Source organism: Mesorhizobium sp. B2-4-1 (assembly GCF_006442185.1).
Classification (GTDB): Bacteria; Pseudomonadota; Alphaproteobacteria; order Rhizobiales; family Rhizobiaceae; genus Mesorhizobium.
Genome location: NZ_VFVN01000017.1, coordinates 60550 through 82802 on the forward strand (window position 1 = coordinate 60550; position 22253 = coordinate 82802).

Consider the following 22253-nt stretch of genomic DNA (forward strand, 5'->3'; position numbering starts at 1 on the left):
CTCGCGGATCAACGGGGAAGCCCTGTCAGGTGGAGTGGCCCAATCGCGCGCCACGACCGGCGTTGCGCAGCGCGACCGGACGCAGCGAAACTTGTCTGAGCCCAAGCACACCGAGCACGAAGAACAGCCACACCGGATCGCCGCGGTGGAAGAAGAAGCTTTCTAGGAAGGCGTTGAGCGCGGCGAACAGCACCACCATCATGAAGAAATCGCCGAGATAGATGTTTTCCTTGCGCAAGGGAATGCGCATGTAGTCGCGCAAAGGGGCGATCAGGAAAGTGTAGACCGCCACGCAAAGCGCCGGAATGCCCATCAGCACGGCGATGTCGAGATAACCGTCATGGCCGTGCACGATGGTCCTGATATCCCACGGTCGGTCGAAGGGCTGATCCTGGTTGAGCAGCAGCGGCGTTCCCCAGAAACTCTCATAACCGTAGCCGGTCCACGGTTTCTTCGCCAGCATCTCGCCGGCGAACTCCCAGAGCGTGGTGCGCCCGGTATAGGTCAGGCCGGGGAAATAGATCGCCGCCAGCTGTTTCACCGGCGGCAGGAAAACGATGCCCAGCGTGCCGACCGCGGTGGCGATGATCGCCAGTGCGAACAGGATCGGCGTGCCGAGTCGCATGCCGACGATGCTTGGAAACATGACGATCAGGATCGAGAACGGCACCAGGCCGGCCGTGGTCTTGGATCCGGTGTGCAGCATGAACACCATCGCCGCGACGAAAATTCCGGCGCCCCAGAACCGCTGCCCGCGCCGGAAGAGATAGAGGCCGGCGAAACTGAAGCAGGCCATGACCGGACCGGCGATGTTCTTGTGGGTGAACACGCCGCGCCACAGGCCGGCATGTTCCGGTTCTTGCGAATCGGCCGTGTGCATTGCCTCGTGCGGAAAGGCGATGAGGCCGAGGTAGGAAAGGCCCATGACCGCCACCGCGGTGAAGATGATGACCTTCGAGAAGGAATCCGCGTCGCGCGGCAGCACAAGGATCGTCGCCATGGTCAGGATGCCGATCATGGTGAAGGAGGCGGCGCGCATCGCCGAGGGCGGGTCTGTCGCCAGCACCACCGACAGGAAGAAGAAGCCCAGCATCAGCATCCAGGAAGGGCTGAGCAGCGAGCGCACGATGCGCGGGTCGGCGAAAGCCATCAGCGAAAAGACGGAAACGGCGCCGAGCGAGCCGAAGCCGAGCTGGTTGACGATGTCGCCGCCTTCGCCGGTGAGTTCGGCGCCCGCGGGCTGGAACGGGCGGAAGGACACCAGGATGACGGTGAACAGCAGCGCCGCGATCGCGGTTGCCACGCCGTCGCGCGTGAACGCGGCGCCGAGCGGCGCGCGCTCAGTTCTTTTCAGGCTGGCGGTATTGCTCATTGGCATATCCGAATTCGGCCAGCACGCGGCCCAGCGCCACATGGACAGGGTAGATTGCGGCCGCGGGCGATCCTGTCCGTGCCAGCCTGGCGGCCCCGCGAAATGGCGAGGCGGCAAGCAGGGCCAGGCTCTTCAGCAACACCCTGACGCCGGCCAGCGGGGTGCCGGCGCGTTTCTTCTTTTCGACCAGCGTCGAGATCACGCCGTTGCGCAGGCTGCGGGCGCGGATCCAGTCGGCCTCGACCCGCCGGGCCGGGACGGTCTCGGTCACGCTGGCCTCGGCGCACCAGCCAAGCGCGAAGCCGCGCTGCGCCGCCCGGCTCAGGAAGTCGGAATCGCCGCCGCCCATGAAATTGAATCTCAGGTCGAGGAACGGCGGCCCCATGGCGGTAAGCACGTTGCGCCCGACCAGGAGATTGCCGGACGAATAGAGCGCCGGCACGAGGCCCGTCTTGCGGTAGGGCGGCGCGAAAACCGGATGCTCGGCCCAGCGCGCATGGGCGGGATCGGCAAAGTCGGGCACTTGCGGGCCGCCGACAATATCGGCGCCAAGGCTTTCGGCCGCCCCGCACATCCGTTCCAGCCAGTGCGGATCGGCTATCTCGTCATCGTCGATGACCAGCAGGTGCCTGAAATTCGGAAAGTGCAGGATCGCCGCCTGCCAGCCGGCATTGTAGGCGCTGCAATTGCCGCGCTGATGCGCGATGATCACCATGCCCGGTATCTCGCCGCGCTCGAACAGCGGCAGCGACGCCTGGGCGCCGGCCCGAGCCTCGGCCTCGTTCTCAATGACGATGACGGCAAAGGGCCTGCCGGTCAGCTGCGCGCGCAGCGACGCCAGCGTTTGCAGGACCTGGTCCGGCCGCTTGAAGGTCGGCAAGGTGACGACGGCTTCGACGGCCTGCGTGTCAAGCCGGGGGGATCGTCCCGCGATCGATACCGAACCGTCTGATGGCAAAGGGATCATCCGTGTCAGCCGCATGGTGGGTCGAGTTCTGTTAGCACCATGACGATAACGTTTCGTTAATCACCTTTCACGGAGTGGCTCTTCAAGCCGAGGTTTTGGGTCGTCGATGCGCGCGCGTTTAATCAAGGGTTCACCGCGCTTTGCTACCGGCTGCACCACAGGATAGGTGAGATGCATCTGCTGTTCGCCACATCGATCGTGCCCGATGGCGCTCTCGCATCGGGCTACGAGATCGCCAATGCTGCAATCATCGCTGCCTTGCGGCGCGCCGGCGCGCGCGTCACCGTCATCGGCTTCATCTGGCCGGGGAAAGCCGCCGCCGATCCTGAAAGCACCATCGTTCTGGGTGCCGTGGACGTGCGCACCGAAAATGCTTCAGCGCTGCAAAAGCTTGCCTGGGTCGGCAAGGCGATGCTTTCGGGCCTCACCTTCGCGTCGGCCAAGGTGCGTGCGGTCTCCGATGCCGAAGTCCTCGCCGCCATCGAGCGCGCCGGCCCCTTCGACGGCTATGTGCTTAATTCCGTGCAGTTCGCCGGCGCCTTCGAAAAGCTCTTCGACGAGCGGCCTTCGATCTTCGTCGCCCACAATGTCGAGCATCTTTCGGCGCGGGAAAATGCCGCTGCCGCCCCGGGCATCTTCCAGCGCCTGTTGTTCCGCCGCGAGGCAAGGCTGCTCGAGAGCGTGGAAGAGCGTCTGTGCCGCCGCGCGCGTTTCGTCTTCACGCTGGCCGAGGAAGACCGTTCGGCACTTGGCGTGGCCTCCGACGACCGCTCGGCGGTGCTGCCGCTGGTGACGGGCGCCACGCCACCGGCGCACAACGGTCGGCGCAAGATCGAGTGCGACGCGGCGCTGATCGGCACCTGGACTTGGCAGCCGAACCGCATCGGGCTCGGCTGGTTCCTCGACAAGGTGGTACCGCATCTGCGCCCGGACTTCCGCATCAGGATCGCCGGCAGCATGCCGTCTGACATCGCCTCGACGCATCCCGGCATCGCTTTCGTCGGACGCGTGCCGGACGCCCAGGCTTTCATACGCGGCGGCGCCGTCATCCCGCTCATCAGCACCGCCGGCAGCGGCGTGCAATTGAAGACGATCGAAACGTTCGAGCTCGGCCTGCCCGCCGTTGCCACCAGCCACGCGCTGCGCGGCATCGACCATCGCCCGGTCAATTGCGCCGTCACCGACGATCCGGTCGCCTTTGCCAAGGCGCTGGAGGCCGCGGCGGCCGATATTACGGACGTCGACGGCAGCGCGTTCCACCGCCGGCAGCTCAAGGCGCTGGACGCGGCCATTCGGTTTGGCCTGGAGAAGCTCGGTCCGGTCATGCAGGAGGCGTTTGCATGAACATGCACGCCGCCCGCGCCTCGTTCGGGCCCGACACATTGAAGACGATCTTCGGCATCTCCGTGCTCGCCATTCGCTGGGACGACGCGATCGCCCTGCTGACGCGGCTGATCGCGGAACGACGCTTCACCAAGGTCAGCTTCCTCAACGCCCATAACGCCAATCTCGCCTACACCGATCCGGTGTTCGCCCAGGCGCTCGACGATTTTCTCATCCTGCCGGACGGCATCGGCGTCGATCTCGCAGCGCAGCTTCTCTATGGCGCGCCGTTCCCGGACAATCTCAACGGCACCGACTTCGTGCCGGCCTTTCTGCGGTCGGTGACCCGGCCGCTGACCGTGGGGCTGCTCGGCGCGACGCGCGTCAATGCCGAGGCGGCGTCGAAGAAGCTCGCGGCGATTGCCGTCCAGCACAGATTCGTGGTCATTCATGACGGCTACTTCTCCGCTGCGCAGGAGCCGGAAATCATCGAACGCATCGCGGCGCTGCGGCCTGATATGCTGCTGGTCGCCATGGGCGTGCCGCGCCAGGAATTGTGGATCGAACGGCACATCGACGAGCGCCACTGCACGCTGCCGATCGCGGTCGGCGCGCTGCTGGATTTTCTCAGCGGCGCCGTGCCGCGCGCGCCCTTGTGGATACGGCGCCTCAGGCTGGAGTGGCTGTTTCGCCTGGCGGTCGAGCCGGGACGGCTCTGGCGCCGCTATGTGGTCGGCAACCCCTTGTTCCTGTGGCGGGTCCTCAAACAGAAATTGTTCCGGCCCCAAGCCGGAGACGTCCGTTGAACGAGAGGTTCGTTCCGGGCGCGATCGCCGAACCCGGACTGCTTCGGGCAACGCCGACGGCAGCCATGGTGACGGCAAGCTATGCGCCGGATTTCGAGCGTTGCCGCCTGCTCTGCGAAACCCTCGACCGCCACGTCACGGGCGTCGCGCATCACTACATTCTGGTCGAAGGCCGCGACGTCAAATTGTTTCGACGGTTGGAGAGCGCCAACCGTTCCGTCGTCGACGAACGTGAGTTGCTGCCGCGCTGGCTGCATGTCTTCGACGATCCGCTTAGCCTGTTCCGGCGGCGCGTCTGGCTCAGCCTGAAGACGCAGCCGCTGCGCGGCTGGCACGTGCAGCAGCTGCGCCGCATCGCCGTTGCGGCGCACGCATGCCAGGACGTCCTGGTCTTCTGCGATTCCGACGTCGCCTTCCTGAAGCCTTTCGATTGCGGCGCGTTCTGGCGCGACGGCAAGGCGCGGCTGTTCCGCCGTGACGGCGTGCTTGCGCAGGACGGTCATGACGAGCATCGCACATGGTCGCGCAATGCCGGCTCCGCGCTCGGCATCGATCCGTCGAGGAATTCGGTTCACGATTACATTTCGACGCTGATCGCCTGGCGCCGCGACACCGTGCTGGCCATGTGCAGTCGGATCGAGGAGGTGCATGGCCGAAACTGGGTCGAGGTCGTCGGCTCGGCGCGCAAATTCTCCGAATGCATGATCTATGGCCGCTATGTCGACGATCTGCTGGACGGCGCTGGCCACTTCCATGGCTCGGAAGAATTCTGCCGCGTCCACTGGACCGGTGAGGCGCTGTCGGATGATGAATTCCGTCGCTTCGCTGCCGCCATGGCGCCCGAACAGGTGGCGATCGGCATGCAGTCCTTCATCGGCACCGATACCGGCCGCATCCGCCGGCTGATCGGGCTCGACCGATCCTGATCCTGAAAAGCGAACCGGTTCTCGGAAAGACTGCCCGGATGAAGGATCAGATCGCCTTCGCCGGCTTGCGCAGCGCCGAATAGGTCAGCAGCATCGACGCGAGATAGAGCAGCAGGAAGACGACGTTGAGCGACAGCACCAGCTTCGATGTGTCGGCAATGGTTGTCAGCACATAGGTCAGCAGCAGCGCCTTGAGAGCGGCGAGCAGGCCGAGATTGAGCGCCCGCACCAGCGTCTGGCCGCGCGCGAACAGAAGTTCCGCCTGGTATTCGACCAGATTGCGCAGTCCCGGAACGCCGATCGCAAGCGCCACCAGGGGAGCGGCCTCCGAGACGTTCTTGCCGAGCGCCCCGGGGAAGAAATGCAGCACCACGGCAAGCGCCAGCAGCGCCAGCGTCGAGACCGCGAATACGCCGCCTTCGATGCCGCTCTTGACCGCCAGCCGTGACAAGAGCTCCGGGGCGCGCATCATGCGCTGCACCAGCATCATGGAGAAGGTGCGGATCGGGATCGCCGTCAGGTCGACCAGCCGCATGATGATGGCATAGATGCCGGCCAGGTGCGGCCCGCCGATCGCCAGCACCAGAAGCTTGTCGAACTCCATCTGCAGGTAGAACAACACCTCGGCGCCGGCGACGTAGATCGAATCGGCGAGCCGCCTGAGATAGAGCTCGCCGCGCAGCCGCAGCCGCTGGCGCGGATAGAAGAGGCCGAACGCGACCAGCAGCGAGGCCGCGTTCGCGCCGATATAGAACCAGGACCACACCCAGACGCTGTGTTGCGCCCAGAACATGAACAGCACCGCGCCGGCCGCCCGCAAAGCGGTCGCCAGGATCGCCAGCACGGCGGCACGGCCGAATTTGCCGAGCCCGTTGTTGACGATCAGCGCCACCTCCACCGGCCGCCACAGAAGCGCCTCGGCAAAGACGATTGCCGCGAACACCGGCAGCGGCACGGTGCTGGCAAAGAAGATCAGGTAGACGATGTAGGAGGCCGCGGCGAGCAGCGGCAACGAGACGATGCCCAGCAGCAGGAAGCCTGCGGTGAAGGTGCCGATCAGGTTGGGGCGGATGGTGGCGGTGCGGTAGAGTGCCGAGATGAAGCCGAAGGCCAGAAGCCGCGACAGCATCACTCCGGCGGCCGAGGCGGTGGCGAACATGCCGAACTCGGCGATGGAAAGCGTATTGGCCAAGGCGATGAAGTAGGCGAGTGAAAACACCAGCCGCCCGCCGGCGCCGCTGATCGCTGAAAAATAGTCGCGAACCATCCCCCGTCTTTCGGCCACGAAGGTGCCGATCCGGGCGAGGGGCCGCCTCTGCGGTATGTCGCTGGCCTCAGTCATAGGTCAGGGAAAGGCATAGGCGGCAAAGTTTAACGTGCCCTTCTGAAATCTTCCTGCATCTGCTGAAATTCCAAGCAGCCGGCATCAAGCAATGCTTTCGGCCGCCTAAAATTAACCTTTTGTTTCCTATGCTTGTTTAGCGTGGCTTAACAAATGGCCGACTGCCGCTGTCTGGCGGCTGAAAGTAAGCTCCGCGACAATGGGCGACAGGGAAAATCGTGAGGACTGGAGGCGCGAGCGATCCTTGCTGGCGCTTGGCCAAGCCGTGCGCGGTGAGGACGAGGCATCGCTGGTCTCGCTTGGGGATCGGGCAAATCCGTCATGGCGCGAGGATGCCGCCACACGTCATCGCCTGGCGCGTTCGCAGCGCGAGGCGAAGATGAATCCGGCGCCTTCCGCATCCGCCGCAACGCAACGCTTGCAGCCGGGCGACGAGCCGGCTCCGGCGCCCTCCGGCATTTCGCATTCGCACCATGGGGCCGGTATCGGCGGTTCGGACCCGGCGATGCCGTATGAAGAGACGGTTCCTGAGATCGCCTCGAGCGTTGATTCCCCGCGCAGCACATCCGAACCGCTGAGCGCGAGCGAAGCGGGAACATCTCCTGGCGAGGATGCCGACAGCCAGCAATGGAAGCCCCTGATCGATCCGATGCAGGTGGTTCGCGGCGTCGCCAGGTCCAAAGCGCTGATCATCACCACGACGGTACTGGGCGCGGCGCTCGGCGTTGCGATTGCCCTGTCGACGCCGAAGAAATACGAGTCCACCACCGAACTGATCGTCGACCCGCGCGACCTGAAGCTTACGGATCGCGATCTCACCCAGGCGGTGGTCATGCCCGACGCGGCGCTCGTCAACGTCGAGAACCAGATCAAGTTGCTGACCTCCGGCACCGTGTTGAACAAGGTTGTCCAGGAGCTCGACCTGGTCGACGACCCCGAGTTCAACGGCCAAGGCAATGGCGGCCTGGGTGTCATGTCGCTGATCCGCTCGATCCTGTTGCGCCAGGACGGACCGGGCGGTGTCGACCAATCCCGCCGCCTTTCCCTTGCGATCGTCAACCTGGCCGAGAGCGTTTCGGTCGAGCGCGGCGGCAAGACCTCCGTGATCACCATCGGCGTCACCACGCAGGATGCCCAGAAATCGGCGCTCATCGCCGAAACGATGACGAAGGTCTTCCTGCAGACTTCGGGTGAAATCCAGTCCGACACTGCCGGCCGGGCCAACAACGAACTGACGGCGAAACTCGACGAGATGCGCAAGGGCGTCGAGGCGGCCGAGCGCAAGGTCGAGGATTTCAGGGCCACCCATGATCTTGTCGACGCGCAGGGCCATCTGATCAGCGACGACCAGATGCTCAAGCTCAACGAGCAGCTTTCCGTCGCTCGCGCCCGCACGCTGGAGCTGAACGCCCGCGCGGCCTCGGCACGTCAGGTCAACGTGAATTCGGTGCTCAGCGGCACCTTGCCGGAAGAGATCAACTCCAATTCCATGAGCGATCTGCGCTCGCAATACGCAACGCTCAAGCAGGAGGCTGATCGGGCAGCGGTCCGGCTCGGACCGCGCCATCCCGAGCGCCAGGCGCTCGAGGCCCAGCTCACCGGCGCGCGCGAACGCATCCTCGCCGAACTCAGCCGCATCGCATCGTCGCTGCAGGTTGACCTGAAACGCTCGGTCCAGCTCGAACAGGACCTTGCTTCCCGCCTGGCGCAGATGAAGGTGCGCAGCGGCGATGTCAACAGCGACCTTGTCTCGATGCGCGAACTGGAACGCGAGGCCTCGGCCAAGCGCTCGGTCTATGAGCAATATCTCCTGCGCGCCAAGGAGACCGGCGAGCAGAAGAATATCAACACCGCCAATATGAGCGTAATCTCGCCCGCCTCCATTCCGCTGGAGCCGAACGGGCCGTCGCGCGCCGTGGTGGCGCTTGCCGGCCTGCTGCTGGGCTTTGCCTCCGGCGTCGGTCTCGGCGCCATGCGCGGCGCCTATGAAAGCCTGCGTGAGACCGCCAGGTCACGATCCCGCCGTGACCGCAAGATAGAGGAGCGCCGGGCGCCGCTCGATGACCAGGCATTCCGGGCGCCGCCTCCGCCGGCGCCGCCGATACCGCAAGCATCGCCGCCGCAATCACCGCCGCCGCCACCAGCATCAGTGCCGCCGCTTGCCGCGCAGCCCGGAGCCGCTGCCACCGAGGGTCCAAGCCGGATCGGCTTGCTGATGTCGAGGCTGCGCAAAGCCGTGTCCCGCAAGCCCGCCACCGAGGCGCAGGACGATGCGTTTCCCGGTGCATCTGCATCGGCCGCTGTCGCCGAAGAGGGCCGGCCGGCGAGCACTCCGGCATTTCCCGACTATCCGGCTCCGGATTCCGCCTCTGGACATCGCCCGCCAGCTCCAGACTATCCGCGGCCATCTTTTCAGCCAGACGCGGACGCCGGCTATACGCGGCCCATGGGACCGCCATTGCGGTCGCCCCTGGTGCCGCAGCAGGCGATGTATCCGGCCTCGTCCCATCCCTATGCGCAGCCCTTGGTCTATCCGCACATGCAGCCTTGGCAGACGCGGTCGGCGGCAGGCCATCCCCAGGCCACGGCGCCCTATGGCGCGCCCATGCCCTACCCGGCCGCACCCGCTCCGGCTCAGCCGTCGGCCTATCCCGCCGCGCCGCTGGAGCAGCCCGCCGCCGCCGAGAAGGGCGCCGAGCAGGCGTCGATCGAGGAAATTCGCGCCAGCCTGCGCGAATTTCGCGAGGCTGTTCGCGAGCTTACCGAGAGCCGCGCGGGCCGCCGCTATTTCTGAGCCACAAGATAGTCTCCTGTGTCGAACAAAAGCGCGCCGGTTTCGCGTAAACGGCATCGGACGGCGCTTTGACGGGATTGCGTGTTCGAATTTTCGTCAAAATGCCGCGCGGTGTCTTTGCTGGGGACGCAGCCCGGCTGGCCGGGCCATGCAGGCTTCGGCGCACGCTTGAGAAAAGGATCCAAAGCGCCGCATTTTCGGACGCGGCCGGTTTGGCGGAACGTATCGAGGGGTGATTCATATGGCCGAAGTGATTGACGGCAAAAGCGTTGCCGAAGACGTGGTGCGGACGGTGAAGACCTTGACCGCCGAGCTTGTCGCCAAGGGCAAGATCCAGCCCGGTCTCGCCGTGGTCATCGTCGGCGAGGATCCGGCGAGCCAGGTCTATGTCGCCTCCAAATCCCGCACCGCCAAGGAATGCGGCTTTCATTCGGTCCAGCACACGCTGCCGGCGGATACCTCCCAGGAGGCGCTGCTCAAGATCATCGCCGACCTCAACGCCGATCCGGCCATCAACGGCATCCTGGTGCAGCTTCCGCTTCCCGCCCACATCGACGCCGGCAAGGTCATCCAGGCGATCGCGCCGCAGAAGGATGTCGACGGCTTCCATTTCATCAATGTCGGCAAGCTCGGCACCGGCGAACTCGACACCGCTTTCGTTCCCTGCACGCCCGCCGGCTCGATGCTCCTGATCGAGCGCGTGCGCGGCAAGGATCTGTCGGGCCTCAATGCCGTCGTCGTCGGCCGTTCCAACATCGTCGGCAAGCCGATGGCCAATCTCCTGCTTGCCGCCAATTGCACCGTCACCATCGCGCACAGCCGCACGAAGGATCTGCCGGGACTGGCCCGCACCGCCGACATTCTCGTCGCCGCGGTTGGCCGGCCGGAGATGATCAGGGGCGATTGGGTGAAGCCCGGCGCAACCGTCATCGACGTCGGCATCAATCGCATCCCGGCCCCGGAGAAGGGGGAGGGCAAATCCCGCCTCGTCGGCGATGTCGCCTATGCCGAAGCGGCCAAGGCCGCCGGCGCCATCACGCCCGTGCCCGGCGGCGTCGGGCCGATGACCATTGCCATGCTGATGGCCAATACGTTAGCCTCCGCCTACCTTGCGGCCGGGTTGAAACGGCCCTCCTTCTGACCACCAGAAAGCAGCAGCTTTGCCGAACCCAACTATTCCCTTGGAACGGCCGGTCATGAATGATCCCGTTCAAGGCGGCCGGCAATTCGCATTCCTGCTGGTCGACAAGTTCTCCATGTTCTCGCTGGCCGCCGCGATCGACACGTTCCGTTCGGCGAACCGGCTGCTCGGCCGCGATTTCTACGGCTGGACGACGGTATCGGCCGATGGCGATCCGGTGATGGCGTCCAACGGCTTGCCGCTCAAGATCGACTATGCGGTTGCCGACCTGCCGCCGGTCGACATCCTCTTCGTCTCGGTCGGGCTGACCACCGAATTTCCCGGCAAGAGCAAGGTGCTGGCGGCGCTACGCAGCTGGGGCCGGCGCGGCAACGCGCTCGGCGCGCTGTCGGTCGGATCCTATTTGCTGGCCGAGGCCGGCCAGCTCGACGGCTATCGCTGCACTATCCATTGGGAGAATCGCGCCGGCTTCGTCGAGCGCTTTCCCGACATCAACTGCACCGGCAACGTCTTCGAGATCGACCGCAAGCGCTACACCTGCGCCGGCGGTACCACCTCGATCGACCTGATGCTGGAGATCGTGCGCGGCGACTTCGGCTCGAACCTCGCCAATGGCGTCGCCAACCAGTTCCAGCACGAGCGCATTCGCTCGGCCGGCGATCGCCAGCGCGTCGGGCCGGAGCGCGACCTCACCGGCAAGTCGGAGAAGCTCAGGCGCATCGTCGAGCTGATGGCCGACCATCTCGACGAGCCGCTCTCGGCGGTGCAGCTCGCCAAATCGGCCGGCCTTTCGGTGCGTCAGGTGGAGCGTTTGTTCCTGCGCCACCTCAACGTCACGCCCGGCCGCTACTACATGCGGCTGCGGTTGGAGCGGGCGCGCGAATTGTTGCGCCAGACCAACATGCCGATCCTCGATGTGGCGATCGCCACCGGCTTCACCTCGCATTCCTATTTTGCCCAGAGCTACCGGCTGCAGTTTGGCCGTCCGCCTTCCGAAGAGCGCCGCACCACCTACTAAGCCTCGGACAAGCCGCGTCCGGGCTTGTGTCCCAGGGTGGGCTCAAATAGCTTCAGCCGGCGGACGGGCGGCTACTCAGGAGATTTTGATGGCGGGACTTGCACGGAGCGTCGCTGCGGCGTTTCTCCTTTTGTCGATGACGACATTCGGCTTTGCCGCGAACAAGGTCATCATCATCCTCGACGCTTCAGGGTCGATGTGGGCGCAGATCGACGGCAGGCCCAAGCTCGAAATCGCCCGTGAGTCGCTGAGAAGCGTGCTGCAATCGGTTCCCGCCGACGATGAACTCGGTTTCATGGCCTATGGCCATCGCAAGAAAGGCATTTGCGAGGATATCCAGCTGATCGTACCGCCGCAGGCCGGCTCGGCGAGCGCGATTTCGGCCGCGGCCGACAGCATGAAATTCCTCGGCAAGACGCCGCTGACATCAGCCGTCAAGCAGGCGGCCGAAGCGCTGAAATACACCGAGGACAAGGCGACCGTCGTTCTCATCACCGACGGGCTCGAGACCTGTGGCGGCGATCCTTGCGCGCTTGGCAAGGAACTCGAATCGTCCGGCGTCGATTTCACAGCCGACGTTGTCGGCTTTGGCCTTACGGCCGACGAAGGCAAGCAGATCGCTTGCCTCGCCGACAACACCGGCGGCAAGTACATCCAGGCGTCCGACGAGAAGGCGCTGCGGCAAGCTTTGGTCGAAACCGTCGCCGCACCGGCGCCGTCACCGCCCCCCGCGCCGGCGCCGGCAACCGAACCGGCGCCAGCGCCAGCGCCTGCGCCGGAGCCTGCAAGGCCTGCTTTCAATTTCCAGCCGACCGTGGTGATGGCCGAAGGCGGCGAGCCGATCACCGACGGCAATGCCTGGGAGATTTACAAAGCCAACCCCGACGGCTCGCGCGGCGAGTCCGTCACCACCGAATATGGCAGCTATAGCGGCAAACTCGATCCCGGCGACTATATCGTCGTCGCGCGCGACGACGAAGCCAAGGTCGAGCAGAAGGTCAAGATCGAGGCCGGCCAGGTCCAAAAACCGCTCTTTATCCTGAACGCCGGCACATTGATCATTCACCCGCATGCCAGCCAGGGTGCCGAGATCAGCAGCGAAGCCCGCGTCGATTTCGCCTATCCCGGTGGCAGCACCACCCATTACGGCGACACCCAGGCCATCGTGCCGGCGGGCGAACAGAAGGTGACGGTGCAGATCGGTGCCGGCACGGTGACGGAAACAATCCAGCTCGCCGCCGGGCAGACCGTAGAAAAGGACGTCGTGGTCGGCGTCGGCCAGGCCATGCTCAATGCCTACTATACGTCTGGCGGCGAGAAGGCCGACAATTCGGCCATCGGCTTTGAGATCGTCAAGGCGAAGAAGAAGATCGACGGCAGCCGCGACAGCGTCGAGCACTCCTATGGGGCCGACAGCAAGTTCTGGCTGCCGCCCGACGACTATGTGGCGGTGACAACGCTCGATCTCGCCGTCGTCGAGCAGCCTTTCAGCATCAAGCCCGGCGACAGCCAGGACGTGAAGGTCGTGCTCGATGCGGGCGTGCTCGCAATATCGGCGCCCGGCGCTTATTCGATTGAGGTGTTTTCGTCGAAAAAGGACATCGATGGCAAGCGCAAATCGCTCGGCTTCAACTACGGCGACAACTGGCAGCAGACGATCCCCGCCGGCGATTATGTCGTCGTCCGGCATATGTCGGATGAGGGTCATGACAAGGAGATGCCGGTGACAGTCAAGGCTGGCGAACGGGCCGAGATCACGGTTCAGTAGGGTTTGGTTGTCAGCAACAGAAGGGGCGGCCCACGAGCCGGCCTACCAGGCCGGTCTCGATTGGCGAACCGTCAAGTCAATCAACGACACCTACGACATTCCGGCCGTGCTGAAAGCTCGACCATGGACGAGATGCGATGAATGTGCTGCCCGAAATCGCCGGCGCTTTAGCCGGCCGAGCGAAGGTTTACCCAGCGGCTCCAGTTACCATACCGAGCGGTTTAAGCGCCTTTCCTCTGTGGGTTTGTCGCGCTCCTAAAACCCTCGACATTTCACGAGTGAAAAGGGATTTGCGATCTATACGGAAATCCCGTATGATTGTAGCCCATGACGCAGGACAGGTTCGACTCTGCCAAGGATGCGGCGAATCGCGAAAAGCACAAATTACCGCTGGCCTTTGGCGATCGGATTTTTGAGGACGACAACCATCTCATTATCCCCTCCATCCGAGAGATCGACGGCGAGGAACGGTTCAAGGTGGTCGGCATCGTCGGGGAGAAGCTGTTCACCGGCGTCTTCGTCTGGCGGGGTGAACAGCCCCGCTTCATCTCAGTGAGAAGGAGCAACAAGGGTGAAGAACGAGCATATCTCGCTACCTGCTGACCCGGCTGACGCCGATGACTTCGACGTGACGGCTGGGGCGATGGACCGGGGCCAGCGCGCCCGCCTGATCCGCAAGACGAGGACCGGGCTTGGCCTGTCGCAGTCCGAGTTCGCCAGCCGCTTCCGGGTTCCGGTCGGCACGCTACGCGATTGGGAGCAGGCGCGGGCAACCGCGCCGGATTTCGCTATCGCCTATGTGCGCGTGATCGGTCAGCATCCGGACATGGTGGCGAAGGCCGTCGCATAGCTGGCGTCACCGAGGAGTTTCGGCTTGCATGTCGTAGTTTCGGCAGCTTCGCGAATTTGCCCATATGGCGAGCTGACGAAAAATTGAGATTTTGTGGTGATTCGGAGGAATCATGAACAGCTAGCGTACGCCGCCAGCGGAGAGCAGTTGCATTCGAGAAGCACAGTGGGGCGAGTTATTTACGGAAAGCCTTGTGCTTTGCCCTTTCGGCCACGTCCGATCTCAGAAATCCTAATCTTCGCAACAAAATAACCGGCTTTGACGACGATCCCCGCGACAAGCAAGTAATCCACATTTCAGCTACGGCGGCCAGGAGCCGTCCCTTTTCATTGCAGTGCGAATTCCGCTGCGTCGGTTCCAAACGCGCTGGCCCCATGGTCGGCTCGACCCACCAGCTGACGGAACCCGGCGAAGAGCTCACGGCCGAAGCCGAACTCATTGCCGATGAGATCGGCTTCCGCCGTCCGACGCAGCGCGAATTCCGCTGCCGGTACCAGCACTTCAAGCGTGCCGGCATCCGCATCCAGCCGGATGATGTCGCCGTCGTGGATCCTGGCGATCGGGCCGTCCTCGACCGCTTCCGGCGTGACATGGATCGCCGCCGGCACCTTGCCGGAGGCGCCGGACATGCGCCCGTCCGTGACCAGTGCGACGCGCTGGCCGCGATCCTGCAGGATGCCGAGCACGGTGGTCAGCTTGTGCAGTTCCGGCATGCCGTTGGCCTTCGGTCCCTGGAAGCGGATGACGGCGATGAAGTCGCCGGTAAGCGTGCCGGCCTTGAAGGCCTCGTTCAGCCCTTGCTGGCTGTCGAACACCTTGGCCGGCGCCTCGATGATGCGCCGCTCCGGCTTCACGGCCGAAGTCTTGATGACGGCGTGGCCGAGATTGCCCGAAAGCACTTTCAGGCCGCCTGTCGGCTGGAACGCTTTCTTGAACGGCGCCAGCACCTTTTCGTCGCCGCTCGCGCGCGGCGAAGCTTCGCGCACCACATTGCCGTCAGCGCCGAGCCTTGCCTCGACCGCGTAAGGCCGCAGGCCTTCGCCCCATACCGTCTGCACATCTTCATGCAGCACCCCTTCGTCGAGCAACTCGCGAATGAGAAAGCCGAGCCCGCCCGCGGCGTGGAAATGGTTCACATCGGCAAGCCCATTGGGATAGACGCGCGCCAGGAGCGGTACCGCTTCCGAGAGGTCGGAAATATCCTGCCACGTCAGCGCAATGCCTGCGGCTGCGGCCATGGCGATCAGATGAATGGTATGGTTGGTCGAGCCGCCGGTCGCGTGCAGGCCAACCACGCCGTTGACGATGGAACACTCGTCGATCATCCGCCCGACCGGCGTATAGGCGTTGCCAAGCGCGGTGATCGCCAGCGCCCGCTTGGTCGCCTCGCGGGTCAAGGCGTCTCGCAGCGGCGTTCCCGGATTGACGAAGGAAGCGCCTGGCGTGTGCAGGCCCATGATCTCCATCAGCATCTGGTTGGAGTTGGCCGTGCCGTAGAAGGTGCAGGTCCCCGGTCCATGATAGGACTTGGACTCGGCCTCCAGCAGTTCGGCGCGGCCTGCCTTGCCCTCGGCGTAGAGCTGGCGAACCCTGGCCTTTTCATCGTTGGGCAGGCCTGTCGTCATCGGCCCGGCCGGAATGAACACCGCCGGCAGATGGCCGAAGGTCAGTGCCGCGATCACCAGCCCGGGCACGATCTTGTCGCAGACGCCCAGATAAACGGCGGCGTCGAACATATTGTGCGACAGGCCGATCGCGGCCGCCATGGCGATGACATCGCGCGAGAACAGCGAAAGCTCCATGCCCGGCTGCCCCTGGGTGACACCGTCGCACATCGCCGGCACGCCGCCGGCAACCTGGGCGATGCCGCCGGCCTCCCGCGCCGCTTCCTTGATCAGCGCCGGGAATGTCTCGAAGGGCTGATGCGCCGACAGCATGTCGTTGTAGGAGGTGATGATACCGAGGTTCGGCACCTTGTCGGCACCCAGCGCCACTTTCTCCGAGGGGCTGCACACGGCAAAGCCATGGGCAAGATTGCCGCAGGACAGCACCGCCCGGTTGGCGGTCTGGTTCGATGCGCTGGCGATGCGGCCGAGATAGCGCTCGCGGCCCGGCTTGGAGCGTTGGCGGATGCGCTCCGTGATGGCTTCGATATCGCGTCTGGCGGTCATGGCGTTCGGTCCTTTCAAGCGAGGTCCCGGAAACTTCCTCCCGCCGTTTGCCGGGACCAGATAAGTCTAGAGTTAGGGTGCCCAGAAAACCTCTACAGGCCTGGGGGCGGCGTCGAGCACGGCGCGGATCGGCTTTCGCGGACCGGGTGCCACCGCGCCGTCGAAGGCCGTGCGTTTGTCCTCGCCCTCTATGTGCAGCGCCAGGAAGCCGGCATCGACGATGCGCGCCAGCGACAGGGTCAGCCGCGGCTCGCCGGCGCTTGCCGCATGAACCGGCAGCACGATCCTGTGCGAGGACGGGTCGAGCAATTTCGCCAGATCGTCGGCGTCGGGAAAGAATGAGGCGGTATGGCCGTCAGGTCCCATGCCGAGCACGGCGACGTCGAGCGGCCAGGGCAGGGACTGGAGCGCCGCATTGTCCGATGCCGCGGCATCCTCGATGCTGACGGCTTCGTGATAGAGCGGCACGAACCGTGCCGCCGCAGCCGCGTTCTGCAACAGATTGGCGGCCACCAGTCCGGCATTGGAACGCGGCGAGGAGGCCGGCACGAAGCGCTCGTCGATCAGCGTCACCGTTACCTTGTCCCAGGCGATCGGTATTCCCGACAGGGCAGCAAAGAATTTTGCCGGCGTCGTGCCGCCGGAAACGGCCAGTAACGCCGTGCCGCGCGCCGCGATTGCCTTTGCCAGCCGGTCGGCGACGCGGCCGGCCAGCGCAGCCGCCAGTTCCGCGCGGTCGGAAAAGCCATTCCAGTTGTAGCTGGCGCTGTTCAATTGCTCTCGTGCCATGTCCGCCCGTCACGTTCGATCAGCGCTATCGAGGCCGAAGGTCCCCAGGTGCCCGCCGTATAGCCCTGCGCCTCCTGCCTGGCGCTTTCCCAGGCGTTCTGGATCGGGTCGATCCACCTCCACGCGGCCTCGACCTCGTCGCGGCGCATGAACAGCGTCTGGTTGCCGCGCACAACATCCATGATCAGCCGTTCATAAGCGTCGGGCGCGCGGCCGTCGAAGGACTGCGCGAAGCTCATGTCGAGCGAAATCTGCCGCAGCCGCATGCCGCCCGGACCCGGGTCCTTGATCATGATGAATTGCTTGACGCCTTCGTCGGGCTGCAGCCGGATGACCAGCTGGTTGGCGAAGATCGGCCCGGCGCTGTCGCCGCCGAAGATCGAATGCGGGATCGGCTTGAACTCGATGACGATCTCCGAGACCCGGGTTGCCAGCCGCTTGCCGGTCCTGAGGTAGAACGGAACGCCTGCCCAGCGCCAGTTGCCGATCTCGGCCTTGATCGCGACGAAGGTTTCGGTGTTGCTGTCCTTGCCGAGCTCCTCGACATAGCCTTTCACCGGCCCGCCTGCGGAAGCGCCGGCGCGGTATTGTCCACGCACCGTGTGCTTCGGCGCCTCGTTGCCGTTGATGCGCTTGAGCGCGCGCAGCACCTTCAGCTTCTCGTCACGCACGGCGTCGGCGTCCATCGACGATGGCGCTTCCATGGCCACCAGGCAGAGCAGTTGCAGCATATGGTTCTGCACCATGTCGCGCAGCGCGCCGGCCTTGTCGTAATAGGTGACACGGTCTTCCAGGCCGACCGTCTCGGCGACGGTGATCTGCACGTGGTCGATATGGGCGGAATTCCACAGCGGCTCGTAGAGCGCATTGGCAAAACGCAGCGCCATCAGGTTCTGCACCGTTTCCTTGCCGAGATAGTGGTCGATGCGGAAGATCTGGCTTTCGTGGAAATCGTCGCCGACCAGATCGTTGAGCGTTTGCGCAGAGGCGAGGTCGCGGCCGATCGGCTTCTCCAGCACGATGCGCGAATTCGGCGTGATCAGGTCGTGTTCTTTCAGCTTGTGCGAGATGTCGCCGAACAGCGCCGGCGCCACCGCCAGATAGAAGGCGCGGATGCAGTCGCTGTCACCGATCGCCTTTTTCAGTCTGTCGAACCCCGCGCCGCTCGTGGCATCGGCCGGGACATAGGAAAGCCGCGCCAGGAAGGTCTTGAGCTCCTTGGGATCGATATCGGCCGCCTTGACGTGGTCGGAAATAGCCTGCTTGGCGAAAGCCCGAAATTCGTCATCACTCATCTTCGAACGCGACGTGCCGATGATGCGGGTTGGCTCGGAAAATTGATGGTCGCGCTGGCGATAGTAGAGCGACGGCAGAAGTTTGCGTTCCGACAGGTCGCCGGTGCCACCGAAAATGATGAAGTCGAAAGGGTCGACGGGGATGATCTGGCTGGTCATGGTCTATCCGCTTTGACGCCGGTCGCGAGTACGCGGCTGATATATTCTAATCGATTTAAATTTTCCAGTGCCATGGTGTCACATCGACGACCGATCGCTACATATTTGCGTCGGTCCAGATGTGCGCTTGACACTGGCACCAAGCGAAGGCTTGTCGGCAAACGACAACTCCGCCAAGCCTTCGCAGTTGCAGCATAGGACGTGAATGTGACGAAAGCTAAGGGAGAATCAGCGCTTTGCCTGTCGTGGCACAGGCCATGACGCCGGCAGCCCACGGTAAAAGCCACGCGATGAACCCAGGGAGCGGAAAAACATGCGTCTGAAGGACAAGGTCGCCATCGTCACCGGGGCCGCTTCGGGTTTCGGCGAGGGCATTGCCCGTCGCTTCGCCGAGGAGGGCGCCAGGATCGTCGTGGCCGACCTCAATGCCAAGGGCGCCGAACGCGTAGCCGGCGAGATCGGCGAGGCGGCGATCTGGACCCAGACCGACGTTTCGCAGCGCTCCGAATTCGACGAGATGGTCCATGCCGCCAAAAGCGCCTTCGGACGTATCGACATCATGGTCAACAATGCCGGGTTCACCCATCGCAATGGCGACATGCTCGAAGTCGACGAGGCGACGTTCGACCTGATCACATCGGTCAACATGAAGGCCATCTATCATGCTGCCCTTGCCGTCGTGCCGATCATGGAGCGGCAAGGCGGGGGCGTCATCCTGACCACGGCCTCCACCGCTGGCCTGCGCCCTCGGCCCGGCCTCACCTGGTACAACGCCTCCAAGGGCTGGGCGATCACCGCCACCAAGTCGATGGCGGTGGAACTCGCGCCGAAGAACATCCGCGTCAACTGCCTGTGTCCGGTGGCCGGTGAGACCGGCATGCTGGAAAAATTCATGGGCGCCGATACACCCGAAATCCGCGAGAAATTCCGCGCCTCGATCCCGCTCGGCCGGCTTTCGACCCCGCTCGACATCGCCAATGCGGCACTGTGGCTGGCATCCGACGAGGCCGCCTTCATTACTGGGGTTGCACTGGAGGTCGACGGCGGTCGCTGCATCTGACGCACACCGTCATCGCTGCGCCAAAGATCGGCTCGGCCGTGCCTGCCTTGATCGTGGCGCTGGTGCGTCAGGCGCCGGTCTTGATGTAGGTTTTGTAGACCCAGCCTGTCTTGCCGTTGTAGACGATCTGGCACCAACGCTTGCAGCTCATCACTTGCACCGAGGTCTTGGCGGGCACCGTGACGATGGCGGCCGCATTCTTCTTCGGGCCGCTGCGCATGGTCACGGCCCTGAGGATGCGCCCGGTGCCAGCTGCGGCCGCTTTGCGCGGTTCGGCCTTGCTGTCGTCATCCTGCGCGGCAGATTGCTGCGACGCTACTTGTGGTTGCGCGGCCGGAATGGCGGCGGTCTGCGCGCCATCGGGACTGCTGCCCGCCGCCGGGGCCGGTGCGGCGACCTTGGCGAGCTCGGTGGCGGCGTCGGTGTCGGCAGCGGGTTGCGCGAATGCCGCCGCCGCCGGCTTGTCAGGCGTCTGCCCGGCCTTGCTCGCCGACTGGCCGGAAGCAGCCGGTGCGGTCTTCGATTGGGAGGCGGTCCAGCGCGGGTCGTTCGCCGCGAGCGCCGGAATGGCGGCTTCCGAGACAGCCACGGTCGGCGAGACCTGGTCGGACTTTCGCGCCGCTTGCGGCACCGCCGCCGCGGCCGCCGTGATCCCCGCTGCCGCGATCTTCGTCGTCTTCACCGGAACGGCCGGAATGGCTTGCTCTGGATTGGCAACCGCTTGCCGCTCGTTCGCCGGCAACGCCAGCCACAGTGCCACCGCGGCCACGCCGAGCAGCGCGGCCGTGCCGACCGCGGCAATCACCAGATGCGAGTTCGAACGGACTCCCTGCCAGAATGACGGGCGCATGTCGTAGCCGAACTGCATGGCAAAGCGCCGACGTTCCGGAGCACCGAAACTGAAGGGCTCTCTCACTCTTGCCACCTCCATAAGGGGCCGATGTTCTTCGATCAAACACCGCAACGCGTGCGTCGATCACACCGGTCCCAAATCAAACAGCGGGCGGGCCCGCAGAAAATCCCCGTCTATATTCGCCCAGAGATTGCACTTTTTGCCCGCGATTGTGGCATCAGTGCGCCATTGCTGAAGATTCTGCAACGCTTGGATGTCGCGGTCCCCACGATATTACTCAACAATTGTTAAATCCTGTCGCGCAACGCGAACCAGTTGAGCGCTAGGAAAAGCAGCGGCGCGCGCAAGCGCCGGCCACCGGGGAACGGCGGAATCTTCAAATCCTCGATCAGCTTTAGCCGGTCGCGGTTGCCGGCTACCGTTTCGGCATAGAGCTTGCCGAAGAAGTTCGACAGCATGACGCCGTGACCGGAATAGCCGCCGGCCGAGATCACATTCGGCATCACTTCCCGCACGAACGGCTTTCTCGGCACCGTGATGCCGACATAGCCGCCCCAGCCATGCGTGATTTCGACGTCCCTTAGTGCGGGATAGAGTTCCGCGATCTGGCGGCGGATATGGATATGGATGTCCTTGGGGTCGTTGACGCCGTAGACCTCGCGTCCGCCGAACAGCAGCCGGCCATCCCTCGACTTGCGGAAGTAGCGCACGACGAAGCGGGAATCATCGACGGCCTCGCCGCCCGGCAGCACGTTCGAATCCGCTCCAAGCGGCACGGTCGCGCCGATGAACGAACCGATCGGCATGATGTGCGCGGCACTCACCGGTTCGAGCGTGCCGCCATAGGCATTGACCGCGATCAGGCATTTCTGCGCTGTGATCGTCCCCCTGGCTGTCGAAACCTTCACCGTGCCGCCGCTCGAAACAATGCCGGTCGACGGCGTCGCTTCGAACAATCGTGCGCCGGCCTGTGCCGCCGCCCGCGCCGTGCCGATCACCAGTTTCATCGGATGGATATGGCCGGTGCCGGTGTCGCGCGTCCCGCCGAAATAGGCTGTCGAGCCCAGCCGCTGCGCAGTTTCCGTCGCGTCCATGAACGAAATGTGCGGATAGGAGAAGCGGCTGGCCATGATCTCGGCATGCGCCTTGTAGTCGTCGACATAGCGCGGCTTGTGCGCAACCGAGAGCTGGCCCGGCATGTAGTCGATATCGATCTGGTTGGCGGCGGCGAATTCGAGCAGATGCGCCTTCGCCTCCTCGGCGAGGTCGAACAGTGCCTTGGCGCGGGAAAACCCGTACTCGGCCTCCAATTCCTCGGCCCAGGCGCGCTGCCCCGTGCCGAGCTGGCCGCCATTGCGCCCGGAAGCGCCGTCGCCGAAGCGATACGCCTCGATCAAGACCACATTGCTACCAGCCTTGGCCAGATGCACCGTCGCCGACAGGCCGGTGAAACCGCCCCCGACGATAACGACGTCGCAGCTCCGGTCACCGTCCAGCACCGGATATTCGGGTCGCAGGCCGGCCGTGTCCTCGTACCAGGAACGGCCGGGGGAGATCGGGGATTGGTAGGGCATGATGCTCACGCAGTAGGGCAGTAGGGGAGTAGGGGAGTAGGGGAG

The 22253-nt window shown here is 64.4% G+C and carries 18 protein-coding genes and 1 pseudogene; 11 read left to right on the forward strand and 8 right to left on the reverse strand.

Annotation, left to right across the window (positions count from 1 at the left end):
- Window positions 1-25 precede the first annotated feature (25 nt).
- A complete protein-coding gene (locus FJ949_RS28500; protein ID WP_140501069.1) occupies window positions 26-1372 on the reverse strand; it encodes an O-antigen ligase in 1347 nt (448 codons plus the stop codon).
- Complete coding sequence (locus FJ949_RS28505; protein WP_140501071.1) at window positions 1341-2339, reverse strand: glycosyltransferase; 999 nt, start codon at window positions 2337-2339, stop codon at window positions 1341-1343. The genes FJ949_RS28500 and FJ949_RS28505 overlap by 32 nt, the downstream gene beginning before the upstream one ends.
- A gap of 171 nt (window positions 2340-2510) precedes the next feature.
- Between FJ949_RS28505 and FJ949_RS28510 the strand changes: the two genes are divergently transcribed.
- From FJ949_RS28510 to FJ949_RS28520, 3 genes are read left to right on the forward strand one after another with little or no spacing between them, the layout of a single operon-like run.
- A complete protein-coding gene (locus tag FJ949_RS28510; RefSeq protein ID WP_140501073.1) occupies window positions 2511-3683 on the forward strand; it encodes a glycosyltransferase family 4 protein in 1173 nt (390 codons plus the stop codon).
- The gene (locus FJ949_RS28515) at window positions 3680-4468 is read left to right on the forward strand and encodes a WecB/TagA/CpsF family glycosyltransferase (RefSeq protein ID WP_140501075.1); all 789 of its coding nucleotides are present in this window, start codon (window positions 3680-3682) and stop codon (window positions 4466-4468) included. Before FJ949_RS28510 ends, FJ949_RS28515 begins: the two co-directional genes overlap by 4 nt.
- The gene (locus FJ949_RS28520) at window positions 4465-5394 is read left to right on the forward strand and encodes a DUF6492 family protein (protein WP_140501077.1); all 930 of its coding nucleotides are present in this window, start codon (window positions 4465-4467) and stop codon (window positions 5392-5394) included. The genes FJ949_RS28515 and FJ949_RS28520 overlap by 4 nt, the downstream gene beginning before the upstream one ends.
- Before the next feature lie 46 nt (window positions 5395-5440).
- Here the strand turns inward: FJ949_RS28520 and FJ949_RS28525 are convergent, their stop codons facing one another.
- Window positions 5441-6736, reverse strand: a complete 1296-nt coding sequence (locus FJ949_RS28525) for a lipopolysaccharide biosynthesis protein (RefSeq protein WP_140501079.1) — start codon at window positions 6734-6736, stop codon at window positions 5441-5443.
- A gap of 199 nt (window positions 6737-6935) precedes the next feature.
- On the opposite strand from FJ949_RS28525, the gene FJ949_RS28530 reads away from it, so the two are divergent.
- From FJ949_RS28530 to FJ949_RS28560, 7 genes and pseudogenes are all read left to right on the forward strand, one after another.
- A complete protein-coding gene (locus tag FJ949_RS28530; RefSeq protein WP_140501081.1) occupies window positions 6936-9530 on the forward strand; it encodes a GumC family protein in 2595 nt (864 codons plus the stop codon).
- Window positions 9531-9771: 241 nt separating this feature from the next.
- Window positions 9772-10671 (forward strand): bifunctional methylenetetrahydrofolate dehydrogenase/methenyltetrahydrofolate cyclohydrolase FolD, encoded by a 900-nt coding sequence (gene folD, locus FJ949_RS28535; RefSeq protein WP_140501082.1) that lies wholly within the window; start codon window positions 9772-9774, stop codon window positions 10669-10671.
- Between the two features lie 55 nt (window positions 10672-10726).
- Window positions 10727-11689 carry a GlxA family transcriptional regulator gene (locus FJ949_RS28540; protein ID WP_140501084.1) on the forward strand — a complete coding sequence of 321 codons (963 nt, stop codon included), beginning with the start codon at window positions 10727-10729 and terminating at the stop codon, window positions 11687-11689.
- Window positions 11690-11777: 88 nt separating this feature from the next.
- On the forward strand, window positions 11778-13457 hold the full coding sequence (locus tag FJ949_RS28545; RefSeq protein ID WP_140501086.1) for a VWA domain-containing protein: 1680 nt from the start codon (window positions 11778-11780) through the stop codon (window positions 13455-13457).
- 40 nt (window positions 13458-13497) lie between these two features.
- A pseudogene (locus tag FJ949_RS30930) lies at window positions 13498-13873 on the forward strand (hypothetical protein); the annotation flags it as partial.
- A complete protein-coding gene (locus FJ949_RS28555; protein ID WP_140501088.1) occupies window positions 13785-14060 on the forward strand; it encodes a BrnT family toxin in 276 nt (91 codons plus the stop codon). The pseudogene FJ949_RS30930 and the gene FJ949_RS28555, both read left to right, overlap by 89 nt.
- Window positions 14029-14307: a helix-turn-helix domain-containing protein gene (locus tag FJ949_RS28560; RefSeq protein ID WP_140501090.1), complete on the forward strand. Its 279-nt coding sequence runs from the start codon at window positions 14029-14031 to the stop codon at window positions 14305-14307. The genes FJ949_RS28555 and FJ949_RS28560 overlap by 32 nt, the downstream gene beginning before the upstream one ends.
- A 326-nt stretch (window positions 14308-14633) precedes the next feature.
- Here the strand turns inward: FJ949_RS28560 and edd are convergent, their stop codons facing one another.
- From edd to zwf, 3 genes are all read right to left on the reverse strand, one after another.
- Window positions 14634-16478, reverse strand: a complete 1845-nt coding sequence (edd, locus tag FJ949_RS28565; RefSeq protein WP_140501092.1) for a phosphogluconate dehydratase — start codon at window positions 16476-16478, stop codon at window positions 14634-14636.
- A gap of 72 nt (window positions 16479-16550) precedes the next feature.
- Complete coding sequence (gene pgl / locus FJ949_RS28570; protein ID WP_140501094.1) at window positions 16551-17267, reverse strand: 6-phosphogluconolactonase; 717 nt, start codon at window positions 17265-17267, stop codon at window positions 16551-16553.
- The gene (zwf, locus tag FJ949_RS28575; protein WP_140501096.1) at window positions 17249-18721 is read right to left on the reverse strand and encodes a glucose-6-phosphate dehydrogenase; all 1473 of its coding nucleotides are present in this window, start codon (window positions 18719-18721) and stop codon (window positions 17249-17251) included. The genes pgl and zwf overlap by 19 nt, the downstream gene beginning before the upstream one ends.
- Before the next feature lie 313 nt (window positions 18722-19034).
- Between zwf and FJ949_RS28580 the strand changes: the two genes are divergently transcribed.
- On the forward strand, window positions 19035-19781 hold the full coding sequence (locus FJ949_RS28580) for an SDR family oxidoreductase (RefSeq protein ID WP_140501098.1): 747 nt from the start codon (window positions 19035-19037) through the stop codon (window positions 19779-19781).
- A gap of 67 nt (window positions 19782-19848) precedes the next feature.
- Here the strand turns inward: FJ949_RS28580 and FJ949_RS28585 are convergent, their stop codons facing one another.
- Window positions 19849-20697, reverse strand: a complete 849-nt coding sequence (locus FJ949_RS28585; protein ID WP_224647537.1) for an SH3 domain-containing protein — start codon at window positions 20695-20697, stop codon at window positions 19849-19851.
- A 224-nt stretch (window positions 20698-20921) separates the two neighbouring features.
- On the reverse strand, window positions 20922-22208 hold the full coding sequence (locus FJ949_RS28590) for an FAD-binding oxidoreductase (RefSeq protein WP_140501100.1): 1287 nt from the start codon (window positions 22206-22208) through the stop codon (window positions 20922-20924).
- Between the last annotated feature and the right edge of the window lie 45 nt (window positions 22209-22253).